Here is a 16,039-nt window from a genome sequence, read left to right on the forward strand (position 1 = left end):
AAAAAATCGGCCGGTATTCAAACGCAAAAAACCCGCCATAAGGCGGGTTTTTTGATTTCGTTTCGTATGATTCAGGTTTAACGCTGTATCATACTAACGAACATTCACTATCTTACAGAGCAGTTACGTTAGCAGCTGCTGGGCCTTTCTGGCCATTTTCGATAGTGAAAGATACTTTCTGACCTTCTTCCAGCGTCTTGAAGCCGCCGTTCTGGATTGCAGAGAAATGTACGAATACATCTTTGCTGCCGTCAGTTGGGGAAATGAAGCCGAAACCTTTCTCAGCGTTGAACCATTTTACTAAACCAGTCATTGACATGGGTCTTTCCTTCAAAATTGTAGTAAGCCACAGTGGGCACAGGGTTTGTCAACAGGGGTTACTATGAGGCACTCAGAAGGAAGTCAGGAAGAAGCTTAGGCTAACGCTTGAACTGAAGACTGCTTTACTAAAATTGCTCGCATACGTGGGTCTGTATCAAAACCGACAGGAGCATTTACTCATAACCCAGGCCTGAGTACAAGTGCTGCTATAATAAAAACGAGATAAAAAACACAACAAATTGATTTTAAACAAAAAATAATTTTAACTTTTTGTTTACCTCAACCGAACTCATACCTCTCATACTGATTTCCATCCGGCCTTCTTACCACGCAGAGTCAATTCTGCCTGTTGTAATTCAGTTACGCTTCGCATCACGGCGGGTATAATGCATCATGGTCTACTCCCCCCTATTTAATTGCATGCAAGGATCCCAGCAATGTTAGAACTGATGAAAGCCATTAGCCTTGGCCTGGTGGTACTGCTGCCTTTGGCAAACCCACTCACGACGGTGGCACTGTTCCTGGGACTGGCAGGCGACATGAACTATCAGGAACGCAACCGTCAGGCCGCGCAGGCCTCACTTTATGTCTTTCTCATTATGGCCATCGCCTATTACGCCGGAAATGTGGTGATGGATACCTTTGGTATTTCCATCCCAGGGTTGCGTATTGCGGGTGGCCTGATTGTGGCATTTCTGGGTTTCCGCATGTTATTCCCGCAGCAACACATCGAGCACTCGGTGGAAGCTGAGCATAAAAAGGATGAGTTGAGCGAACATAAAGCGGTGAATATTGCGTTTGTCCCGCTGGCGATGCCCAGCACTGCGGGTCCTGGTACCATTGCCATGATTATCAGTAGCGCCTCAACAATTCATAATGGCACCACATTTTCCCCCTGGGTGGTTACTGCGGCGCCACCGCTGGTCTTTGCTGCCGTCAGCCTTATCCTCTGGGGATGTCTGCGCAGTTCTGGTGCGATCATGCGTCTTGTCGGTAAAGGCGGTATTGAAGCTATTTCTCGTCTGATGGGCTTTTTGCTGGTGTGCATGGGGGTGCAGTTTATGATTAATGGCATCCTGGAAGTCATCAGCACTTACCACAGCTTGCCGATTTCGTGATAACAGCAGTAAAAAAAAACTGTTTGTGACTGGCGTTCCAGCGCGCGCCATCTAGAGTAATTAATAATCTTATCTGTTTATTTTCCAGGCAACTGGCGGACTGTTGTTCTGACAGTCCGGTTCAATGTCGATGACGTCATTATCTCACCCTTCAGTGGCCATGTGGCCACAGACGGCGCGTTTGTGGAGGTTAGCCATGAGTCAGCCACTACCCGGCGCCGGACGCGCCATCACCGATTATTTTAATAGTCCGTCATTTCATGCACCGAAAGAGAGCGAATTGCTGGAAGCGATCATGCAGGAGTTGATGCAGTCAGGCAGGACGCCAAGTAATAAAGCCATTATTGCGAATGTCATTGACCGTCTTGAACGGGAAGTCGACGAATCCGTACTGGAAGGATATCGCAACCTGCTGGCACAGATTTTGGAAGGCACGGGATAGCATTATTCATGCATGGCATCGCAGGCAAAAAAAATCCCGCACAGGGCGGGAGAAGACGAACATTGCATATTTTCAGAGTGACGAGGAGATCACTTTTCAGCTGCCTTACCCTACCCCACTGAAGTTGCAGCAAGATGACAGTCCACCGTCTCGACCCGTGATTCATTATTCCCTATACGAATGTTTACACGCCAGGCGATTGCCATTCGTCATGGCCTCGTTAAGATAAGCGCCGTACGCAGGCGGAGACGGGCAATGCGCAACTGGCACAACACACTGATAAACCAATTTAAGAAGGTCAGCTTTTATCTGCTGCTTCCCCTCTTATCCCTGATTCTATTTATTCGTCTGATAGATGGTATTCGTGCCCCGGATCTTCCCGCTGATATCGCCGGACAAATGCTGCATACCATTGACGGTCAAAACCTGACGCTTGCGGAGCTCAGTGAGAAAACCCCGTTACTGGTCTGGTTCTGGGACCGCTGGTGCGGAACCTGTCATGACACCCTCCCACTACTGATGAGTCTGAATGACAAACGGACACGTGTACTGACTATTGCCAATCGCTCAGGTGGCGACATCAACATTGTGCGTTACCTGAACGGACAACATCTGACGTTACCGGTCGTCAATGATCGAAACGGCGAGCTCGCCGCGAGCTGGGGAGTGACGACAACGCCAACACTGTTGATCGTGGCAAATGGGGACGTGGTGGGGACGACCAGCGGCTGGACCAGCTCAGTCGGCATTAGTTTACGACTCTGGTGGGTTAGAAAATGGCACTACTGACGCAGGGCGACCGTATCATCAGGCCGCCCGCACTGAACGGGATAGCGATTTCAACCACAGTTACCCGCAGTAAACCTTGCTGATCGCGCCCTGCTTATCACCCATGAAATTGATCCGATTAAGATTAAAGTCCATTGTCACTGCAGAGTTATAAGGGATGGCACGCACCGCGTGTTCAAAACGGAGAGATTCAATGGCTGACAGCGGTTTACCCACATACTGCTGATACTGCGATGCACCACACTGGTCCATCTCCGGATCGACCGGCGTTGCTGACACCGTTTTTTCACTGGCCGACTGACAACCCGACAACGCCATTAGTGCGGCAATCACGGTTATTTTCCCATAATGTTTCACGGTTATTTCTCCTTTCAAAGCATAGATAAAACGACAATGCCTTTGAAAGGTTAACAGATTATACCGTTAATGCGCAGCCAGATTTACCCAGGAGACAGTGTGCTTTACCCGTATCAGGCGCACACCCTGTTTATAAAGAAATTCATCATTAGCTATAATTTTAGGACTAATCCTTACAGAGGAGCGTCCTGTGGAACTCGTTATCTTTGTCGCCTTTGCAGTCTTCATGACTCTGGTTGCAGTCAGAGTCCGTTAACCCTCTGCCCGCGCTTCTGCCTCACTCAGGAGCGCGTCAAATCATCCCTCCCGCTGCCGTCACTCTCTGCTACAGGCTTATCCAGCAGCAAATTGAATGCCTCCAGCGGAACGGGCCGCCCGAGCAGATACCCTTGTCCTGCATAACAGGCGCTGCGTTTTAACTCTTCCAGTTGCTCCTGGGTTTCAATACCTTCGGCGGTGACCTCCAGAGAGAAAGCCCTACCCAGCCCGATAATTCCCTCCACGATAGCGTGCGCCTGCGCATCCTGTGGATACCCTTCCATATAGGATCGATCCATTTTCATGCTGTCAAAAGGAAAACTCTTGAGATAGCTCAGTGAGGCAAAACCCGCGCCAAAATCATCCACGGCGATTTTCACCCCCATCGCTTTCAGCTCACCCATTATTGCCAGGGCGCTTTCCGGGTGATCCATCGTAATATTTTCGGTAATTTCCAGCTCCAGTCGGGAAGCCTCAAGCCCACTGTTTTCCAGCGCGGCGGCAACCCTCAACGCCAGGTTACCCGTGCGAAACTCAATCGGTGAAATATTCACCGAGACGGAGAGCGCCTGAGGCCAAGATGTGGCATCGTGGCAAGCGCGATGCAGCACCCAGTTGCTGATTTCGACAATCAAGCCGGTTTGCTCTGCCAGCGGAATAAAACTGTCCGGCATCACCAGAGCGGGCGGCTGCTGTGCCCAGCGAATCAAGGCTTCGGCACCTTCCAACTGGCCACTTTCCAGATGGTAACGCGGCTGATAGTGCAGCCGTAACTCACCGGCAGCTATGCCCCGACGCAGCTTACGCTCCAGATCGCTGCGACGTGCCAGCAGTTGCGACATCTCTCCGGTGTAAAACACCCAGCGGTCGCGGCCCTGGCGTTTCGACTTATACAGGGCGATATCAGCCAGACGCAGCAGTTCATCCGCCTCCATGGCATCCTGTGGCGCCCGCGCAATACCGAGGCTGGCACCGATATACAGCTCCTGATCCCCAATAAAGAAGGCGCGGTGCAAATCGTCCAGCAGCCGCTGACAGCATGCTTCAATATCTGCCGTTGTCCTGAGATCGGTCGCAATCAGAATAAATTCATCGCCACCGAGGCGTGCCACCAGATCGCCGGCAGTGAGGCAAGCGCGTAAGCGACGCGCGACGTCAATCAGCACGCTGTCACCTGCCGCATGTCCCCAGGTGTCGTTGATCGGTTTAAAACGGTCGAGATCGAGGCTGATCATCACCAAAGGATGCGAAAATGTGGGCTGTGAACGCAATTTTTCCTGAAGAAACTCCTGCATAAACAAGCGATTTGGCAGCCCGGTCAGTACATCATGTTGTGAAAGATAGTGAACCCGTGCCTGCGCCTCCACTTCATGCGAGATGTCCGACACCGTGCCGCGATACCCCAACAGCTTGCCACGCAGCATGATCGGCTTCGCGACCAGGCTACAAGTGCGCAGCCCGTGATGTACAGATTGCAGATAACAGCGTAGCTGGCTGCGTGGCCCTCCGCTGCGCTGCTGCGCCACCCACTCACTGATCGCCAGCGCGTCGTGACATAAAATTTCGTCAAGCAAGCGGCCTGTAGACATATTCAGACCAAAACCCGTCACAATGGAAAAGCGCCGGGAAAGATAGGTAATACGGCACGAGGCATCCGTTTCCCAAATCCAGTCGGACGTCGCTTCAGCCACATCACGAAAGCGCGCCTCACTGGCTGCCAGCTCACGCTGACTGTGCATCAATTGCAGGAAACGCGTATCCGATAACATCGCCGTATTCATGGCATGATTGATGACACGCCGCGTGACCACGCCAATAACCAGCGCCGCCAGTGCCAGCAGCGGCAGCAGGAATAACAACAAATTCCGCCCAGGCTGGCTCGGGTCCCAGCGCAGCACCAGCGGCTCTCCCTGACTGACATTTTCTTCAATAAAAGGTGAGGTGTAGCGATCGTGTGCATCGTCCGGCACGCGCGCATTTTCCACGCCGACCGCATTACCGAATGCACGCAGTTTGTCGGGGGTAAAACGATAAACGAAGACCATCACTGAAGGTGTGGCTGACAATGTCTCTTCATGGGGCATTTTCCCTCGGGTGATCGGTGCCGCTGCTACCAGCGCCGGGGTTTCACCCATCATGATATTTTCACTGATGACTTTTTGCCCACGCATCTGCTGGCGCGCCCGTTCGACCAGCAGGAACGCCCGATCGCCCAACCACGCTTCCAGAGTGAGAGAAGACAGCTTGCCATCGATCATGGCATAGCGCGTGCGGTTGTCGACATCAACGACAAACACGCCGTTGTAGTGATGCTCACTGAACAAACCGGGGCCCAGATTTTGCTGATGCCACGCCCAGTCAGGGTCAATGGTCAGGTACATATGCAGCCAGGCTTCCTGCCAGAAAGCATAGTCACGCAGTTCCGTCACCTGCGTACGCTGCTGCTCCTGCCAGGCATTGTGCAAGAGCTGGCTTTCCCGAGCGACAGATTCCTGATTCTGATTCCAGGCCACGCCCACGACCATCAGCATGGAAAGAAACAGGGCACTGATGAGCAGCAGCGCCAGTGCCATCAACGTTCTGCGGGCGGCTAGCGTGGCTTTTTGCCCATCGGCTAATTCATACGCCAGCACAGGAGGATGATTCATAATGAAAACCCCTTTATGAAACCACTCGAACCCTTCCTTGTTCGTTTGACGCGCTTATGGCGCTGTACGTTGAACGTCAGTGCCTGTCCCCAGAAAAAAGCTATTCATTAATATCGGCAACAATAGGAAACTATTTAGATATTTTGATGTAAACCGCCATAACTGGCGTATCTCGACAGCCTCTGTCGTGCTTGCTAACATCGCACTCCTTCAGACGCTAAAGAGCCTTACGACCATGACACCATCGACCGACCGGGTCAGCCACACTCTGCTTTGTGCAGGCGTATTTATGGTCTGGTATGCCATTACGGTGATGGTCAGCAGTTTTCCTCATTTCGAGATGCTGAAAAGTCGCGGCCTGCTGATGCCGATCCTCTGCCTGCTGGAGTTCGCCGCCCTCGTGCCGCTTTATCGCTGGTATCAGCAGCATCATAAGGATATTCCTCTGGGCAAGCTGAAACTGCGCCAGATGCTGTTATTTACGGGTCTGTTGCTGGCGGTGATTGCCAGCCAGTCACTCTATCTGCGCCAGGAGGGCTGGATCGGCGAGCAGCTCAGCCATAGCGATCTGACCCTGGTATGGTTTGCCTTTGCGGTGGTGATACTGGCTCCGGTATTTGAAGAGATCCTGTTTCGCGGTTTTATCCTGCAGGCATTCCTGCTGTGGGCGCCGCGCCAGCGCATCGCCTGTGCTCTGCTGGCCTCGATTATTTTCTCCGCGATGCACACCCAGTACGCCCATCTGCAAACCGTGATTGCCCTGATGGTGCTTTCGCTACTGCTGTGCGCCGCACGCATGGTATCCGGTGGTCTGAAACTGCCGATTTTTCTGCATATGCTTAACAATCTGCTGAGTATCGCTCCGTTGCTGTGGCAAATGTTCAGCCAGCCATGATGCCTGGTACACATTAGTTCTATAACCGTTTCCTTCAACTTATAACTTTCAGGCATAACGATAGCGAATAATCTACTATTGTTCTTATCCCCTGTTCCCTTACACTCGCGAAAAACGTCACTTCAGGAAACGTCATGAAAATTGCAGTCCCTTCTGTTATCGCCCTGGCACTGGCAGCATCGTTTGCTGCGTCAGCTGCGACCCCTGCTGACACACTGGTGATCGCCCAGTCTATTGATGATGCAAAAAGCTTCGATCCGGCCGACGGCTTTGAACTGACCTCCGTACAGGCTTTCACCAACCTTTATCAGCGCCTGGTGCAGTCTGACCCGCAAAACCCGATTGACCTGAAACCAACGCTGGCCAGCAGTTGGACACCGGGCAGCGATAACCGCAGCATGACCTTTACTTTGCGCGAAGGGGCAAAATTTGCCTCCGGCAACCCGCTGCGCCCTGAAGATGTGATCTTCTCACTGTCACGCGTTGTTAAACTGAACCTTGATCCGTCCTTTATTCTGACTCAGCTTGGCTGGACCAAAGAGAACGTTGACGCCCAGTTCAAGAAAATCGACGATACCCATGTGCAGATCAGCTGGAGCGCAGACGTCAGCCCGACCTACGTTCTGAGCCTGCTGGCAGCGCCAGTGTCGTCTATCGTTGACGAAAAAACCGTGATGGCCCACGAACAAAAAGGCGATTTTGGCAACAAATGGCTGGCACTGAATTCTGCAGGCAGCGGCCCGTATCAGATCCGTAAATATATTCCGCATGAAGTGGTGTTATTCAGCGCGAACCCGACCTCTCCGGCCGGCGCACCGAAGCTGAAGAATGTGTTAATCAAAAACGTACCGGAACCCGCGGCGCGGCGACTGCTGCTGGAACAGGGTGATGCCGATATCGCGCGTAACCTGGGCGCCGATCAAATGGCCTCTCTGAAAGATAAGCCGGGTGTAAAAACCCTCGCGGTGCCGATGGCGTCCCTGTATTACATTCAGTTCAATATTGATGCCAACCCGGTGCTGAAAAACCCGGCATTGTGGGAAGCATCGCGTTACCTGTTCGACTATAAAGGCATTGCCAACGACCTGCTGAAAGGCCAGTTCCAGGTACATCAGTCGTTCCTGCCGGAAGGTTTCCTCGGTGCGCTGAACGAAAACCCGTACAGCTACGACCCGGAAAAAGCCAAAGCAATTCTGAAGAAAGCAGGCCTGAGCAACGTCAGCTTTAAGCTGGCCGTCAGCAACCAGCCACCGTACCTGGACATTGCCCAGGCCTTGCAGGCCAGCTTCGCTAAAGGTGGCGTGAAAGTTGAAGTCCAGCCTGGCATCAGCTCTGAAGTGGCTACCCGCGTGAAATCACACCAGTACGAATCCACGCTGAACGCCTGGGGTGCCGACTATTTCGATCCGAACACCAATGCCGCCGCCTTCGCCTATAACCCGGAAGACGGTAGCAAAACGCTGGCATGGCGCTCTAACTGGCACATTCCGGAACTCAGCAAGCAGACGCTGGCGGCCACGGCAGAAACCGACAAAGCGAAGCGCGTTGAACTGTATGAAAAAATGCAGCGTGAAGTGCAGAAAAATTCACCGTATGTCATCGGTATGCAGGCCCGTAATCTGGTGGCATTGCGCGATAATCTGAAAGGCTACGTGCAGGGGATTAATCCGGATATGGTTTACTACAGCCAGGTCACCAAGTAATGGCAGCAGCCGAAAACAATGCCGGGCCTTCTGCCCGGCTTTTCTGGCGTCGCAGCGGTGGGGCACTCGGTGCCCTGCTTTCGCTGGTGGTGACATTGCTCGGACTGCTGGTTTTCACCTTTGCGTTGTCCCATCTTTCCCCGGTTGATCCGGTGCTGCAAATTGCCGGCGATCACGCCAGCGAATCGACCTATGCCCAGGTGCGTGCCAGTCTTGGGCTGGACCAGCCAGTACCAGTGCAATTCTGGCACTATCTGGAACATTTAGTCCGTGGCGATCTCGGTATTTCCAGCATCACCAATCAGCCGGTGGCCAGCGATCTGCTGCGTACCTTCCCTGCCACTATTGAACTGGCCACCTGCGCGATGATCTTTGGCGCGGTGTTTGGCATCCTGCTGGCCCTGCTGGCCGCATGGAAACCCGGCAGCGTGCTGGATAACGTGGCGCGTATGATCTCCCTGCTCGGTTATTCGGTGCCGGTATTCTGGCTCGGCCTGCTGGGTCTGTTGCTGTTTTACGCCGTGCTGCACTGGTCTGCCGGGCCTGGTCGTCTGGATGATATCTGGATTTATACCCTTGAACCGAAAACCGGGCTGGTGCTGATTGACAGCTGGCTCTCCGGGGATATGGAGATGTTCCGCAACGCCATTGCCCACCTGTGGCTGCCCGTGGTGGTGCTTGGCCTGCTATCGATGGCGACCATTACTCGTCTGCTGCGCGCAGCATTGCTGGAAGAAAGCAGTAAAGAGTACGTCACTCTGGCCCGCGCTAAAGGTGCCAGCCGTGGACGCATTCTGCTGCTGCATATTTTTCCTAACGTACGTGGCACGCTGATCACTGTACTGGCGCTCTCTTACGCTACCCTGCTGGAAGGCTCAGTGCTGACGGAAACCGTCTTCGCCTGGCCTGGCGTCGGGCGCTACATGACCACGGCGCTGTTCGCCTCCGATACCCCGGCGATCCTCGGCTCCACTCTGCTGATTGGTAGCTGCTTTATTGCCATCAATGCACTGGCCGATGCGTTAACCTATTTGACCGACCCGAGAACACGATGACGCAATCTCTCTCTGATGCTGAAAGCGTCAAACCGCGCACGCGGCGACCACGTCGTCATATCACATTGACCCTCGGGCTGAGCCTGGTGGGTCTGCTGATTTTTGCTGCGCTGTTTGCCCCACTGCTGGCCCCGTTTGATCCTAACGCCCAGGAAATGGGCATACGTCTGATGCCGCCGTCCGCCAGCCACTGGCTGGGCACGGACGGTTTTGGCCGCGATCTGCTTTCCCGGGTGATTTATGGTGCCCGCCCTACGCTGCTGCTGGTCTCGCTGATCCTGGTGCTGACCATCCCCGTTGGCATGCTTATTGGTATCAGCGCCGGTTATCTTGGCGGCTGGAGTGAGCGTGTACTGATGCGCATCACTGATATTTTCCTGTCACTGCCCAATCTGGTCATTGCACTGGCACTGGTCGCCATGATGGGGCCTGGGCTGATGAACGGCGCGCTGGCGCTGGCACTCACCAGTTGGCCGCCGTTTGCGCGCCAGGCACGTGCTGAAACGCTGGCGCTGCGCCGCAGCGACTACCTTGCCGCTGCGCGCATGCAGGGAATTAATGGTCTGCGTCTGATGTTTGGTCATATTTTACCGCTCTGCCTGCCCACCGCCGTGGTGCGTGCAGCTCTCAGCCTCGGCGGGATTATTCTCTCGGCGGCGGGCCTGGGTTTCCTTGGCATGGGCATTCAGCCCCCGACCGCCGAGTGGGGTTCTATGGTCGCCGAAGGCAGTAAAGTGATTTTTGACCAGTGGTGGGTCGCCGCCGTTCCCGGTGGTGCGATTCTGTTTGCCAGCCTGGCATTTAACCTGACAGGCGATGGCCTGCGTGACCGACTGGATACCCGAAATGGCAACTGATTCTTCTGCACCCATCGTGGCAGACGGTTTGACGATCCGCAGCGCTGACGGTACGGCGCTGGTGAAAAATATCAGCTTTACGCTTGGCCGCGAGCGCGTGGCGCTGGTCGGGGAATCCGGTTCCGGCAAATCCCTGACCGCGCGTGCATTAATGGGGCTGCTGGCACCGTCTCTTCAGGTACAGGCGAATACCCTGAGCATCGCCGGAGAAAACGCCCTGACGCTGAACGAACGGCGCTGGAGCCAGCTGCGCGGAAGCCAGCTTGGCATGGTGATGCAGGACCCGAAATATGCCCTGAATCCACTGCGCACCATCGGCTGGCAGGTGGCAGAACCGCTTAAGCTACACGGCCATTTCAGCCGGGCGGAAATCAAAGAGAAAGTCTGCGACATGCTGGATGCTGTTGGCCTGCCACAGCCCGCAGAACAGATGAAGCGCTACCCACACCAGCTCTCGGGGGGGATGGGCCAGCGTGTGATGCTGGCAATGGCGCTGATTGCAGAACCGCGTTTTCTGATTGCTGATGAACCTACTTCCGCACTCGATCACGCCATGCGCGATCAGGTACTCAGCCTGATCCGCAACCTGGTGGAACAGCGTGACATGGGACTGCTGCTGATCAGCCACGATCTACAACAGGTTTCCGAACATTGTGAGCGTGTGATGGTGATGTATCAGGGTGAAGTGCTCGACCAGCTGGCAGCGGCCGAATTACCGCATGCTACGCATCCTTATACCCGTACGCTGTGGTCCTGCCGTCCAAATAAATCGACCCGGGGTAAACCCCTGCCGGTGCTGGATCGCGCGGCGCTGACACAAGGGCAACAGCATGATTGAGTTATCCCAACTGAGCGTGGCTCACAAACAGGGCTACGACCTGCGTACCGTCGTGCATGATGTCACGCTGTCGGTCAATCCGGGTGAATGCTTTGGCCTCGTGGGTCCCTCCGGCTGTGGCAAATCATCACTGCTTTGGGTCATGGCCGGTCTGAACCCACACTGGCAGGGTGAGATGCAGCTTGCAGGCCATCAGGCGCTGCCGGGTAAGCCGTTTACCGGACAACTTCGGCGCGACGTGCAGATGGTGTTTCAGGACCCTTACGCCTCCCTGCATCCGCGTCATCGCCTGCGCCGCACCCTTGCAGAGCCGCTGAAACTGATTAAAGCGGATAATATTAATGACCGTATCGATCAGGGTTTCCGTCACGTTGGGCTGGATCCGGCGCTGGCCGATCGCTACCCGCATCAGCTTTCGGGCGGCCAGCGTCAGCGCGTTGCGATTGTGCGTGCCCTGCTGCTTGAGCCGAAAATTCTGCTGCTGGATGAGCCCACCTCAGCGTTGGATATGTCGGTACAGGCGGAGATCCTCAACCTGCTGAATCAGCTCAAGCAGCAGGACAATCTGACGATGGTACTGGTCAGTCACGATCCTGACGTGATCGACCACATGTGTGACCGCGCCGTACAGATGGATCAGGGCCGCATCGTCGGTTAAAGCAGGTTGTGTTTTTAACAGCTAACCATAGTCAGATCTGGCATTTCTGATCCACAGTTATACGCCTATAGTCCTGATATCGCTCCCGATTCAGGACTCCATCATGCACAAGATTCTTCCTTTATTAATCGCCAGTACCCTGGCATTGACCCATGGCGCCCAGGCTGCCACTCCGGCCGATACGCTGGTGGTGGCCATCTCGCTCGACGGGATTATCAGCTTTGATCCGGCGGAAAGTTTTGAAACCGTCAGTAACAGCAGTCTGCGCAACGTCTACCAAACGCTGGTCTCCCCGGAGATCCGCCATGAACGTAATCTGGTCCCGGAACTCGCCAGCAAATGGGAAGCAGGTAGCACCGAACACAGTCTGCTGTTCACGCTCAACGCCGGGAAAAAATTTGCCAGCGGCAATCCGGTCACCAGCGACGATGTGATTTACTCGCTAACGCGTGCGGTGAAACTGAACAAAACGCCGGTCTTTATTCTGGGTGAGTTTGGCTGGACCCCGGAAAATATTGATGCGCAGTTTACCAGGAAGAGCGATACGCAGTTTGAGCTCCGGTGGCAGTCAGCTATCGGCCGCGACCTGGCACTGAGACTGCTGACCTCTGCCGTCGCTTCAACAGTCGACAGCAAACTGGTGAAACAGCACGTCAGCCAGCAGGATTACGGTAATAACTGGCTGAGGACACATTCGGCAGGCAGTGGCCCTTATGCCATCAGCAAGTACGTGCCGCAGCAGGCGCTGGTGCTGGAACAGAATCCTAACGCACAGCCAGCCCCGCATCTGAAACGCGTGCTGCTGAAAAGCGTTGCCGATGCCGGTTCACGCAGACTGTTGCTGGAAAAGGGCGATGCAGATGTGGCATACGATCTGGGCGCAGACCAGTTCGCCACGCTGAAAAAACAAACCAACGTGCGTGTTGCCAGCTATCCCTCCGCACTGATTTACTACCTCGGTTTCAACACTCAGGATAAACAACAACCTGCGCTGGGTAACCCGGCGCTGTGGCAGGCCGCACGCTGGCTGGTCGATTACAACAGCCTGTCCACGCAGCTGTTAAAGGGCCAGTATCAAACACATCAGACCTTCCTCCCTGCTGGCTTTGACGGCGCGCTGGACAACCAACCTTTCCACTACGATGTGGCAAAAGCGAAAGCGATTCTGGCGAAAGGAGGGATCAAGCCCGGCACCCGCTTCTCTCTGACCATTATCAATCAGCCACCGTACAGTGACGTGGCGCAGGCGTTGCAGGCCAGCTTTGCCAAAGCGGATATCCAGATTGATATCCAGCCCGTGGCAGAGTCTGAGCTCTGGGGAAAAATGCGTGGACGTAACTTCCAGTCCATCTTTATCTACTGGGGCGCGGATTACGTCGATGCCAACAGCAACGCCAGCACCTTCGCCTACAACGTTGAGGGCGGGCCGAAAACACTGGCCTGGCGCGTCGGCTGGACTATTCCTGAGCTGAGTGCCAAAACACGTGCGGCCGCCGCAGAGAGCGATGTGAAAAAACGCACGGCGCTTTATCAGGAACTGCAAACCGACATCCAGCAAAACTCGCCGTATGTGGTGTCATTACAGGGGCAGAAACAGGTGGGGCTGGGCAACAATGTCCAGGGCGACTATCAGGGCGTGGGCAACAGCCTGCTCTATTTCGATCTGGTCAGTAAAAAGTAGTGCATTTCAGCTACGGGCCTTGCCCGTAGCTGAACGTCTGGTTATCTGAAACGAGTCTCAGGAAATCGCGGAGTCAGACGCGTGCTTATGTTTTTCAGCTTCAAAATGCGTCTTAAACTGCTCATAGATCGAGATCATATTGGCCGCATCGCCCTGCAACGGGCTCAATTTCCCGGCGCGAACCAGTTCAATCACCAATTGTAAGGCAGCCTGCTTCGGGCTGTTGGACGGGTGTGCAATTTCATTCGACATATCAAATTCCGCTAAACCAGTGAAAAAAAGCACTTTAGCAAGTTTGATCGTCCTCCGTCATCCTTTTTGCCTATCCATACAAATCACCAAATCTATGCAAAAAAAATATCCTTGTACAAGTTTGGCGAGGCATGTACAGTAGCCCTGTAACGAATCATGCATTTGCATGGCCTCAGGAAGTGTTGCTGGGTTTCCCACTTCCCGAGGCTCATTTTTATCCGCTTCTCTCTGTCGCTCCCCGCCTCGCTTGTCTTAATGTGCCTAAACCTCAATGAATTTGATTCAGGACAAGATGAACTCGTGTTTATAGGTTAAATTTTAATCACACGATTTGGTTCAGGAGGGGATATGAAACGACAAATTGTTGCCTCATCTGCAATTCACTCTGTCGGCTACGATGCTGACAAACGGATACTGGAAGTTGAATTACTCGGTCATGGGACGTCGACTTATCGCAATGTCCCTCTGACGACCTGGCATTTTTTTATGGCGGCTCCCTCTAAAGGCGCCTTCTTCTACAAACACATCAAGCATCAGTTTTTACAGCATTAATCGCTGTGTCTTCGCGCGGGAACGCAATTGTTTCCGCCTTTACTTCAGATCCAGATAAAATGAGAGTATTCTCATAGAGAAGCGCCCCCATTAACACCGATATTGCCTCCGGTTTATAACAGGTTACGGTCGTAGTGCGAAAAGGTCATGGTGACCTGCGCTTATTGGCTACGACCTAACACAGGCTAATGGAGGGCACGCTATGTCGCAATTTAGCGACAAAATAAAATTCACTGAACGCTACCCGCTATTTCTCTTGTTTGCGGGTTTGATCCTTTTGACGCCTTTTTCCATGGCAGAGAAAACCGTTATTTCTTTATCACAGGAGCAGGATGGCGGTGATGCGGGCCGGGCTTGTATCTATGTTCATAAGGGTAAAGCAGAGTTCCGCATCGTCAAACCGGGTGAATCCTGCGCCCCGGAAATTATCATCAATAATCAACGCAGTTAAAACTGCGGGCGTTTTTGCAGGTAAAACATCAGACTTGCCCCAAAATATGTTACCTTTAAGGCAGTGAATACCTGCAGATGCCATGCAGTGTAGCCCTCTGGCAAAGGAAACCGTTGTTTGAAAACCCTCAATATTAAACTGTTGACGATCATCGCTACTTATCTGGTCGTTCTGTTGCACACGGCGGCGGTACCGTTCAGCACATTTCATAGCGCCTGGTCAGTCGCGGTGATGTACGATGCGCTGGGACGAATTTCATTTCCCTTGTTTTTGCTGATCGCCGGTTATATCTCACTGAATAAAAATGAATCATTGTTAAGCACGCTGAAAACTCGCGTGTTGAATTTGTTGTTACCCCTGATTGCCTGGACAGGTATTTATTTTATTTACGACCGCTTAATCAACGACAGCACGACCCTTTTCAGCTTACTGGATCTGCTGAGCACCCCAGCCTACGAGCATTTGTGGTTTATCTATACCCTGATTCTGCTGTTCCTGGTGACGCCGCTGCTGAATACGTTTATTCAAAACGGAAGTCAGAAGAGAATTAACTACATTATTGCCGTCTGGTTTGCGCTGGCCTCCGTGTATATGTTATTTGATAACTTCAAAGAGACCGTACTGGAAAACCGGATAGCACCCACGCCCAGCAATATCGACATGGTGGTTTATCTCTCCGGATTTTATATTATTGGCGGGGTGGTTCGTCGTTATAAGCTGTCGCCCAAAGTCACCATTGCGGCGATTATATTTATCCTCAGCGCAGTATTAACGGCAGTGATGGGGTATTCGCTGTCGAAAAGCATTGGTCAACCTAATGAGATTTTCCTGTTTTATTCAGCACCCACGATTGTCACACTCGCATTGGCCTGCTTCTTTATGCTGCTGCATGCTCCTTTGCAGTTTTCACGGCGCGTGAATCTGATCATCCGCAATCTGGCCAGGCTTAGCGTAGGGGTTTACTTTGTGCACATGCTGGTACTGGAAACGCTAATGCGGTTGTATCCCATCAGCTTTGATAACTATTCTTCGGTACTGACGATCCCAGCCATAGCGCTGGTCAGCTATCTGCTGTCAGTACTGCTAATCTCGTTGATAGACCGCGTTCCGGGGCTGAAACGTCTTATCTGATGCAATGACCGTTCAGGTATTGCCTGAACGGCC

At 53.3% G+C, this 16,039-nt stretch carries 17 protein-coding genes; 13 read left to right on the top strand and 4 right to left on the bottom strand.

The window, feature by feature from the left end; translation table 11 throughout:
- Positions 1-112 precede the first annotated feature (112 nt).
- Positions 113-319, bottom strand: a complete 207-nt coding sequence (cspE, locus tag FY046_RS09390; protein ID WP_133846254.1) for a transcription antiterminator/RNA stability regulator CspE — start codon at positions 317-319, stop codon at positions 113-115.
- A gap of 439 nt (positions 320-758) precedes the next feature.
- Between cspE and FY046_RS09395 the strand changes: the two genes are divergently transcribed.
- From FY046_RS09395 to FY046_RS09405, 3 genes are all read left to right on the top strand, one after another.
- Positions 759-1,439 carry a MarC family NAAT transporter gene (locus tag FY046_RS09395; protein WP_133846253.1) on the top strand — a complete coding sequence of 227 codons (681 nt, stop codon included), beginning with the start codon at positions 759-761 and terminating at the stop codon, positions 1,437-1,439.
- 196 nt (positions 1,440-1,635) lie between these two features.
- A complete protein-coding gene (locus FY046_RS09400) occupies positions 1,636-1,881 on the top strand; it encodes a biofilm development regulator YmgB/AriR family protein (protein ID WP_133846252.1) in 246 nt (81 codons plus the stop codon).
- Positions 1,882-2,136: 255 nt separating this feature from the next.
- Positions 2,137-2,670: a redoxin family protein gene (locus tag FY046_RS09405; RefSeq protein ID WP_238337086.1), complete on the top strand. Its 534-nt coding sequence runs from the start codon at positions 2,137-2,139 to the stop codon at positions 2,668-2,670.
- Positions 2,671-2,730: 60 nt separating this feature from the next.
- Here the strand turns inward: FY046_RS09405 and FY046_RS09410 are convergent, their stop codons facing one another.
- Both FY046_RS09410 and FY046_RS09415 read right to left on the bottom strand, forming a co-directional pair.
- A complete protein-coding gene (locus FY046_RS09410; protein WP_133846251.1) occupies positions 2,731-3,027 on the bottom strand; it encodes an I78 family peptidase inhibitor in 297 nt (98 codons plus the stop codon).
- 281 nt (positions 3,028-3,308) lie between these two features.
- Positions 3,309-5,933 (bottom strand): bifunctional diguanylate cyclase/phosphodiesterase, encoded by a 2,625-nt coding sequence (locus tag FY046_RS09415; protein WP_446185995.1) that lies wholly within the window; start codon positions 5,931-5,933, stop codon positions 3,309-3,311.
- Between the two features lie 235 nt (positions 5,934-6,168).
- On the opposite strand from FY046_RS09415, the gene FY046_RS09420 reads away from it, so the two are divergent.
- The 7 genes from FY046_RS09420 (at position 6,169) to FY046_RS09450 (ending at position 13,620) form a co-directional block, all read left to right on the top strand.
- On the top strand, positions 6,169-6,828 hold the full coding sequence (locus FY046_RS09420) for a CPBP family intramembrane glutamic endopeptidase (RefSeq protein WP_133846250.1): 660 nt from the start codon (positions 6,169-6,171) through the stop codon (positions 6,826-6,828).
- A gap of 134 nt (positions 6,829-6,962) precedes the next feature.
- Positions 6,963-8,531 (top strand): ABC transporter substrate-binding protein, encoded by a 1,569-nt coding sequence (locus FY046_RS09425; RefSeq protein ID WP_133846249.1) that lies wholly within the window; start codon positions 6,963-6,965, stop codon positions 8,529-8,531.
- Positions 8,531-9,586 (top strand): ABC transporter permease, encoded by a 1,056-nt coding sequence (locus tag FY046_RS09430; protein WP_133846248.1) that lies wholly within the window; start codon positions 8,531-8,533, stop codon positions 9,584-9,586. Before FY046_RS09425 ends, FY046_RS09430 begins: the two co-directional genes overlap by 1 nt.
- On the top strand, positions 9,583-10,443 hold the full coding sequence (locus tag FY046_RS09435; protein ID WP_133846247.1) for an ABC transporter permease: 861 nt from the start codon (positions 9,583-9,585) through the stop codon (positions 10,441-10,443). Before FY046_RS09430 ends, FY046_RS09435 begins: the two co-directional genes overlap by 4 nt.
- Positions 10,433-11,281: an ABC transporter ATP-binding protein gene (locus FY046_RS09440; protein WP_133846246.1), complete on the top strand. Its 849-nt coding sequence runs from the start codon at positions 10,433-10,435 to the stop codon at positions 11,279-11,281. Before FY046_RS09435 ends, FY046_RS09440 begins: the two co-directional genes overlap by 11 nt.
- Positions 11,274-11,939: an ABC transporter ATP-binding protein gene (locus FY046_RS09445; protein WP_133846245.1), complete on the top strand. Its 666-nt coding sequence runs from the start codon at positions 11,274-11,276 to the stop codon at positions 11,937-11,939. Before FY046_RS09440 ends, FY046_RS09445 begins: the two co-directional genes overlap by 8 nt.
- Positions 11,940-12,042: 103 nt before the next feature.
- Positions 12,043-13,620: an ABC transporter substrate-binding protein gene (locus FY046_RS09450; RefSeq protein ID WP_133846244.1), complete on the top strand. Its 1,578-nt coding sequence runs from the start codon at positions 12,043-12,045 to the stop codon at positions 13,618-13,620.
- A gap of 57 nt (positions 13,621-13,677) precedes the next feature.
- On the opposite strand, the gene FY046_RS09455 is transcribed toward FY046_RS09450, so the two are convergent.
- Positions 13,678-13,872 carry a hypothetical protein gene (locus tag FY046_RS09455; protein WP_133846243.1) on the bottom strand — a complete coding sequence of 65 codons (195 nt, stop codon included), beginning with the start codon at positions 13,870-13,872 and terminating at the stop codon, positions 13,678-13,680.
- A 348-nt stretch (positions 13,873-14,220) separates the two neighbouring features.
- On the opposite strand from FY046_RS09455, the gene FY046_RS09460 reads away from it, so the two are divergent.
- The 3 genes from FY046_RS09460 to FY046_RS09470 all read left to right on the top strand — a co-directional run bounded on the left by FY046_RS09460 (position 14,221) and on the right by FY046_RS09470 (position 16,006).
- Positions 14,221-14,424 carry a KTSC domain-containing protein gene (locus tag FY046_RS09460; RefSeq protein WP_133846242.1) on the top strand — a complete coding sequence of 68 codons (204 nt, stop codon included), beginning with the start codon at positions 14,221-14,223 and terminating at the stop codon, positions 14,422-14,424.
- 202 nt (positions 14,425-14,626) lie between these two features.
- Positions 14,627-14,875, top strand: coding sequence for a hypothetical protein (locus FY046_RS09465; RefSeq protein WP_133846241.1), 249 nt, complete (start codon positions 14,627-14,629; stop codon positions 14,873-14,875).
- A 117-nt stretch (positions 14,876-14,992) separates the two neighbouring features.
- On the top strand, positions 14,993-16,006 hold the full coding sequence (locus FY046_RS09470; RefSeq protein ID WP_167864048.1) for an acyltransferase: 1,014 nt from the start codon (positions 14,993-14,995) through the stop codon (positions 16,004-16,006).
- Positions 16,007-16,039: the final 33 nt, after the last annotated feature.

It is taken from the genome of Erwinia sp. 1181_3, from assembly GCF_052824965.1.

Coding starts and splice junctions, on each gene's coding strand:
- FY046_RS09425 (WP_133846249.1), top strand. CDS start 6,963: ATGAAAATTGCAGTCCCTTCTGTTATCGCCCTGGCACTGGCAGCATCG.
- FY046_RS09395 (WP_133846253.1), top strand. CDS start 759: ATGTTAGAACTGATGAAAGCCATTAGCCTTGGCCTGGTGGTACTGCTG.
- FY046_RS09430 (WP_133846248.1), top strand. CDS start 8,531: ATGGCAGCAGCCGAAAACAATGCCGGGCCTTCTGCCCGGCTTTTCTGG.
- FY046_RS09460 (WP_133846242.1), top strand. CDS start 14,221: ATGAAACGACAAATTGTTGCCTCATCTGCAATTCACTCTGTCGGCTAC.
- FY046_RS09440 (WP_133846246.1), top strand. CDS start 10,433: ATGGCAACTGATTCTTCTGCACCCATCGTGGCAGACGGTTTGACGATC.
- FY046_RS09435 (WP_133846247.1), top strand. CDS start 9,583: ATGACGCAATCTCTCTCTGATGCTGAAAGCGTCAAACCGCGCACGCGG.
- FY046_RS09400 (WP_133846252.1), top strand. CDS start 1,636: ATGAGTCAGCCACTACCCGGCGCCGGACGCGCCATCACCGATTATTTT.
- FY046_RS09455 (WP_133846243.1), bottom strand. CDS start 13,872: ATGTCGAATGAAATTGCACACCCGTCCAACAGCCCGAAGCAGGCTGCC.
- FY046_RS09405 (WP_238337086.1), top strand. CDS start 2,137: ATGCGCAACTGGCACAACACACTGATAAACCAATTTAAGAAGGTCAGC.
- FY046_RS09450 (WP_133846244.1), top strand. CDS start 12,043: ATGCACAAGATTCTTCCTTTATTAATCGCCAGTACCCTGGCATTGACC.
- cspE (WP_133846254.1), bottom strand. CDS start 319: ATGTCAATGACTGGTTTAGTAAAATGGTTCAACGCTGAGAAAGGTTTC.
- FY046_RS09445 (WP_133846245.1), top strand. CDS start 11,274: ATGATTGAGTTATCCCAACTGAGCGTGGCTCACAAACAGGGCTACGAC.
- FY046_RS09420 (WP_133846250.1), top strand. CDS start 6,169: ATGACACCATCGACCGACCGGGTCAGCCACACTCTGCTTTGTGCAGGC.
- FY046_RS09415 (WP_446185995.1), bottom strand. CDS start 5,933: ATGAATCATCCTCCTGTGCTGGCGTATGAATTAGCCGATGGGCAAAAA.
- FY046_RS09465 (WP_133846241.1), top strand. CDS start 14,627: ATGTCGCAATTTAGCGACAAAATAAAATTCACTGAACGCTACCCGCTA.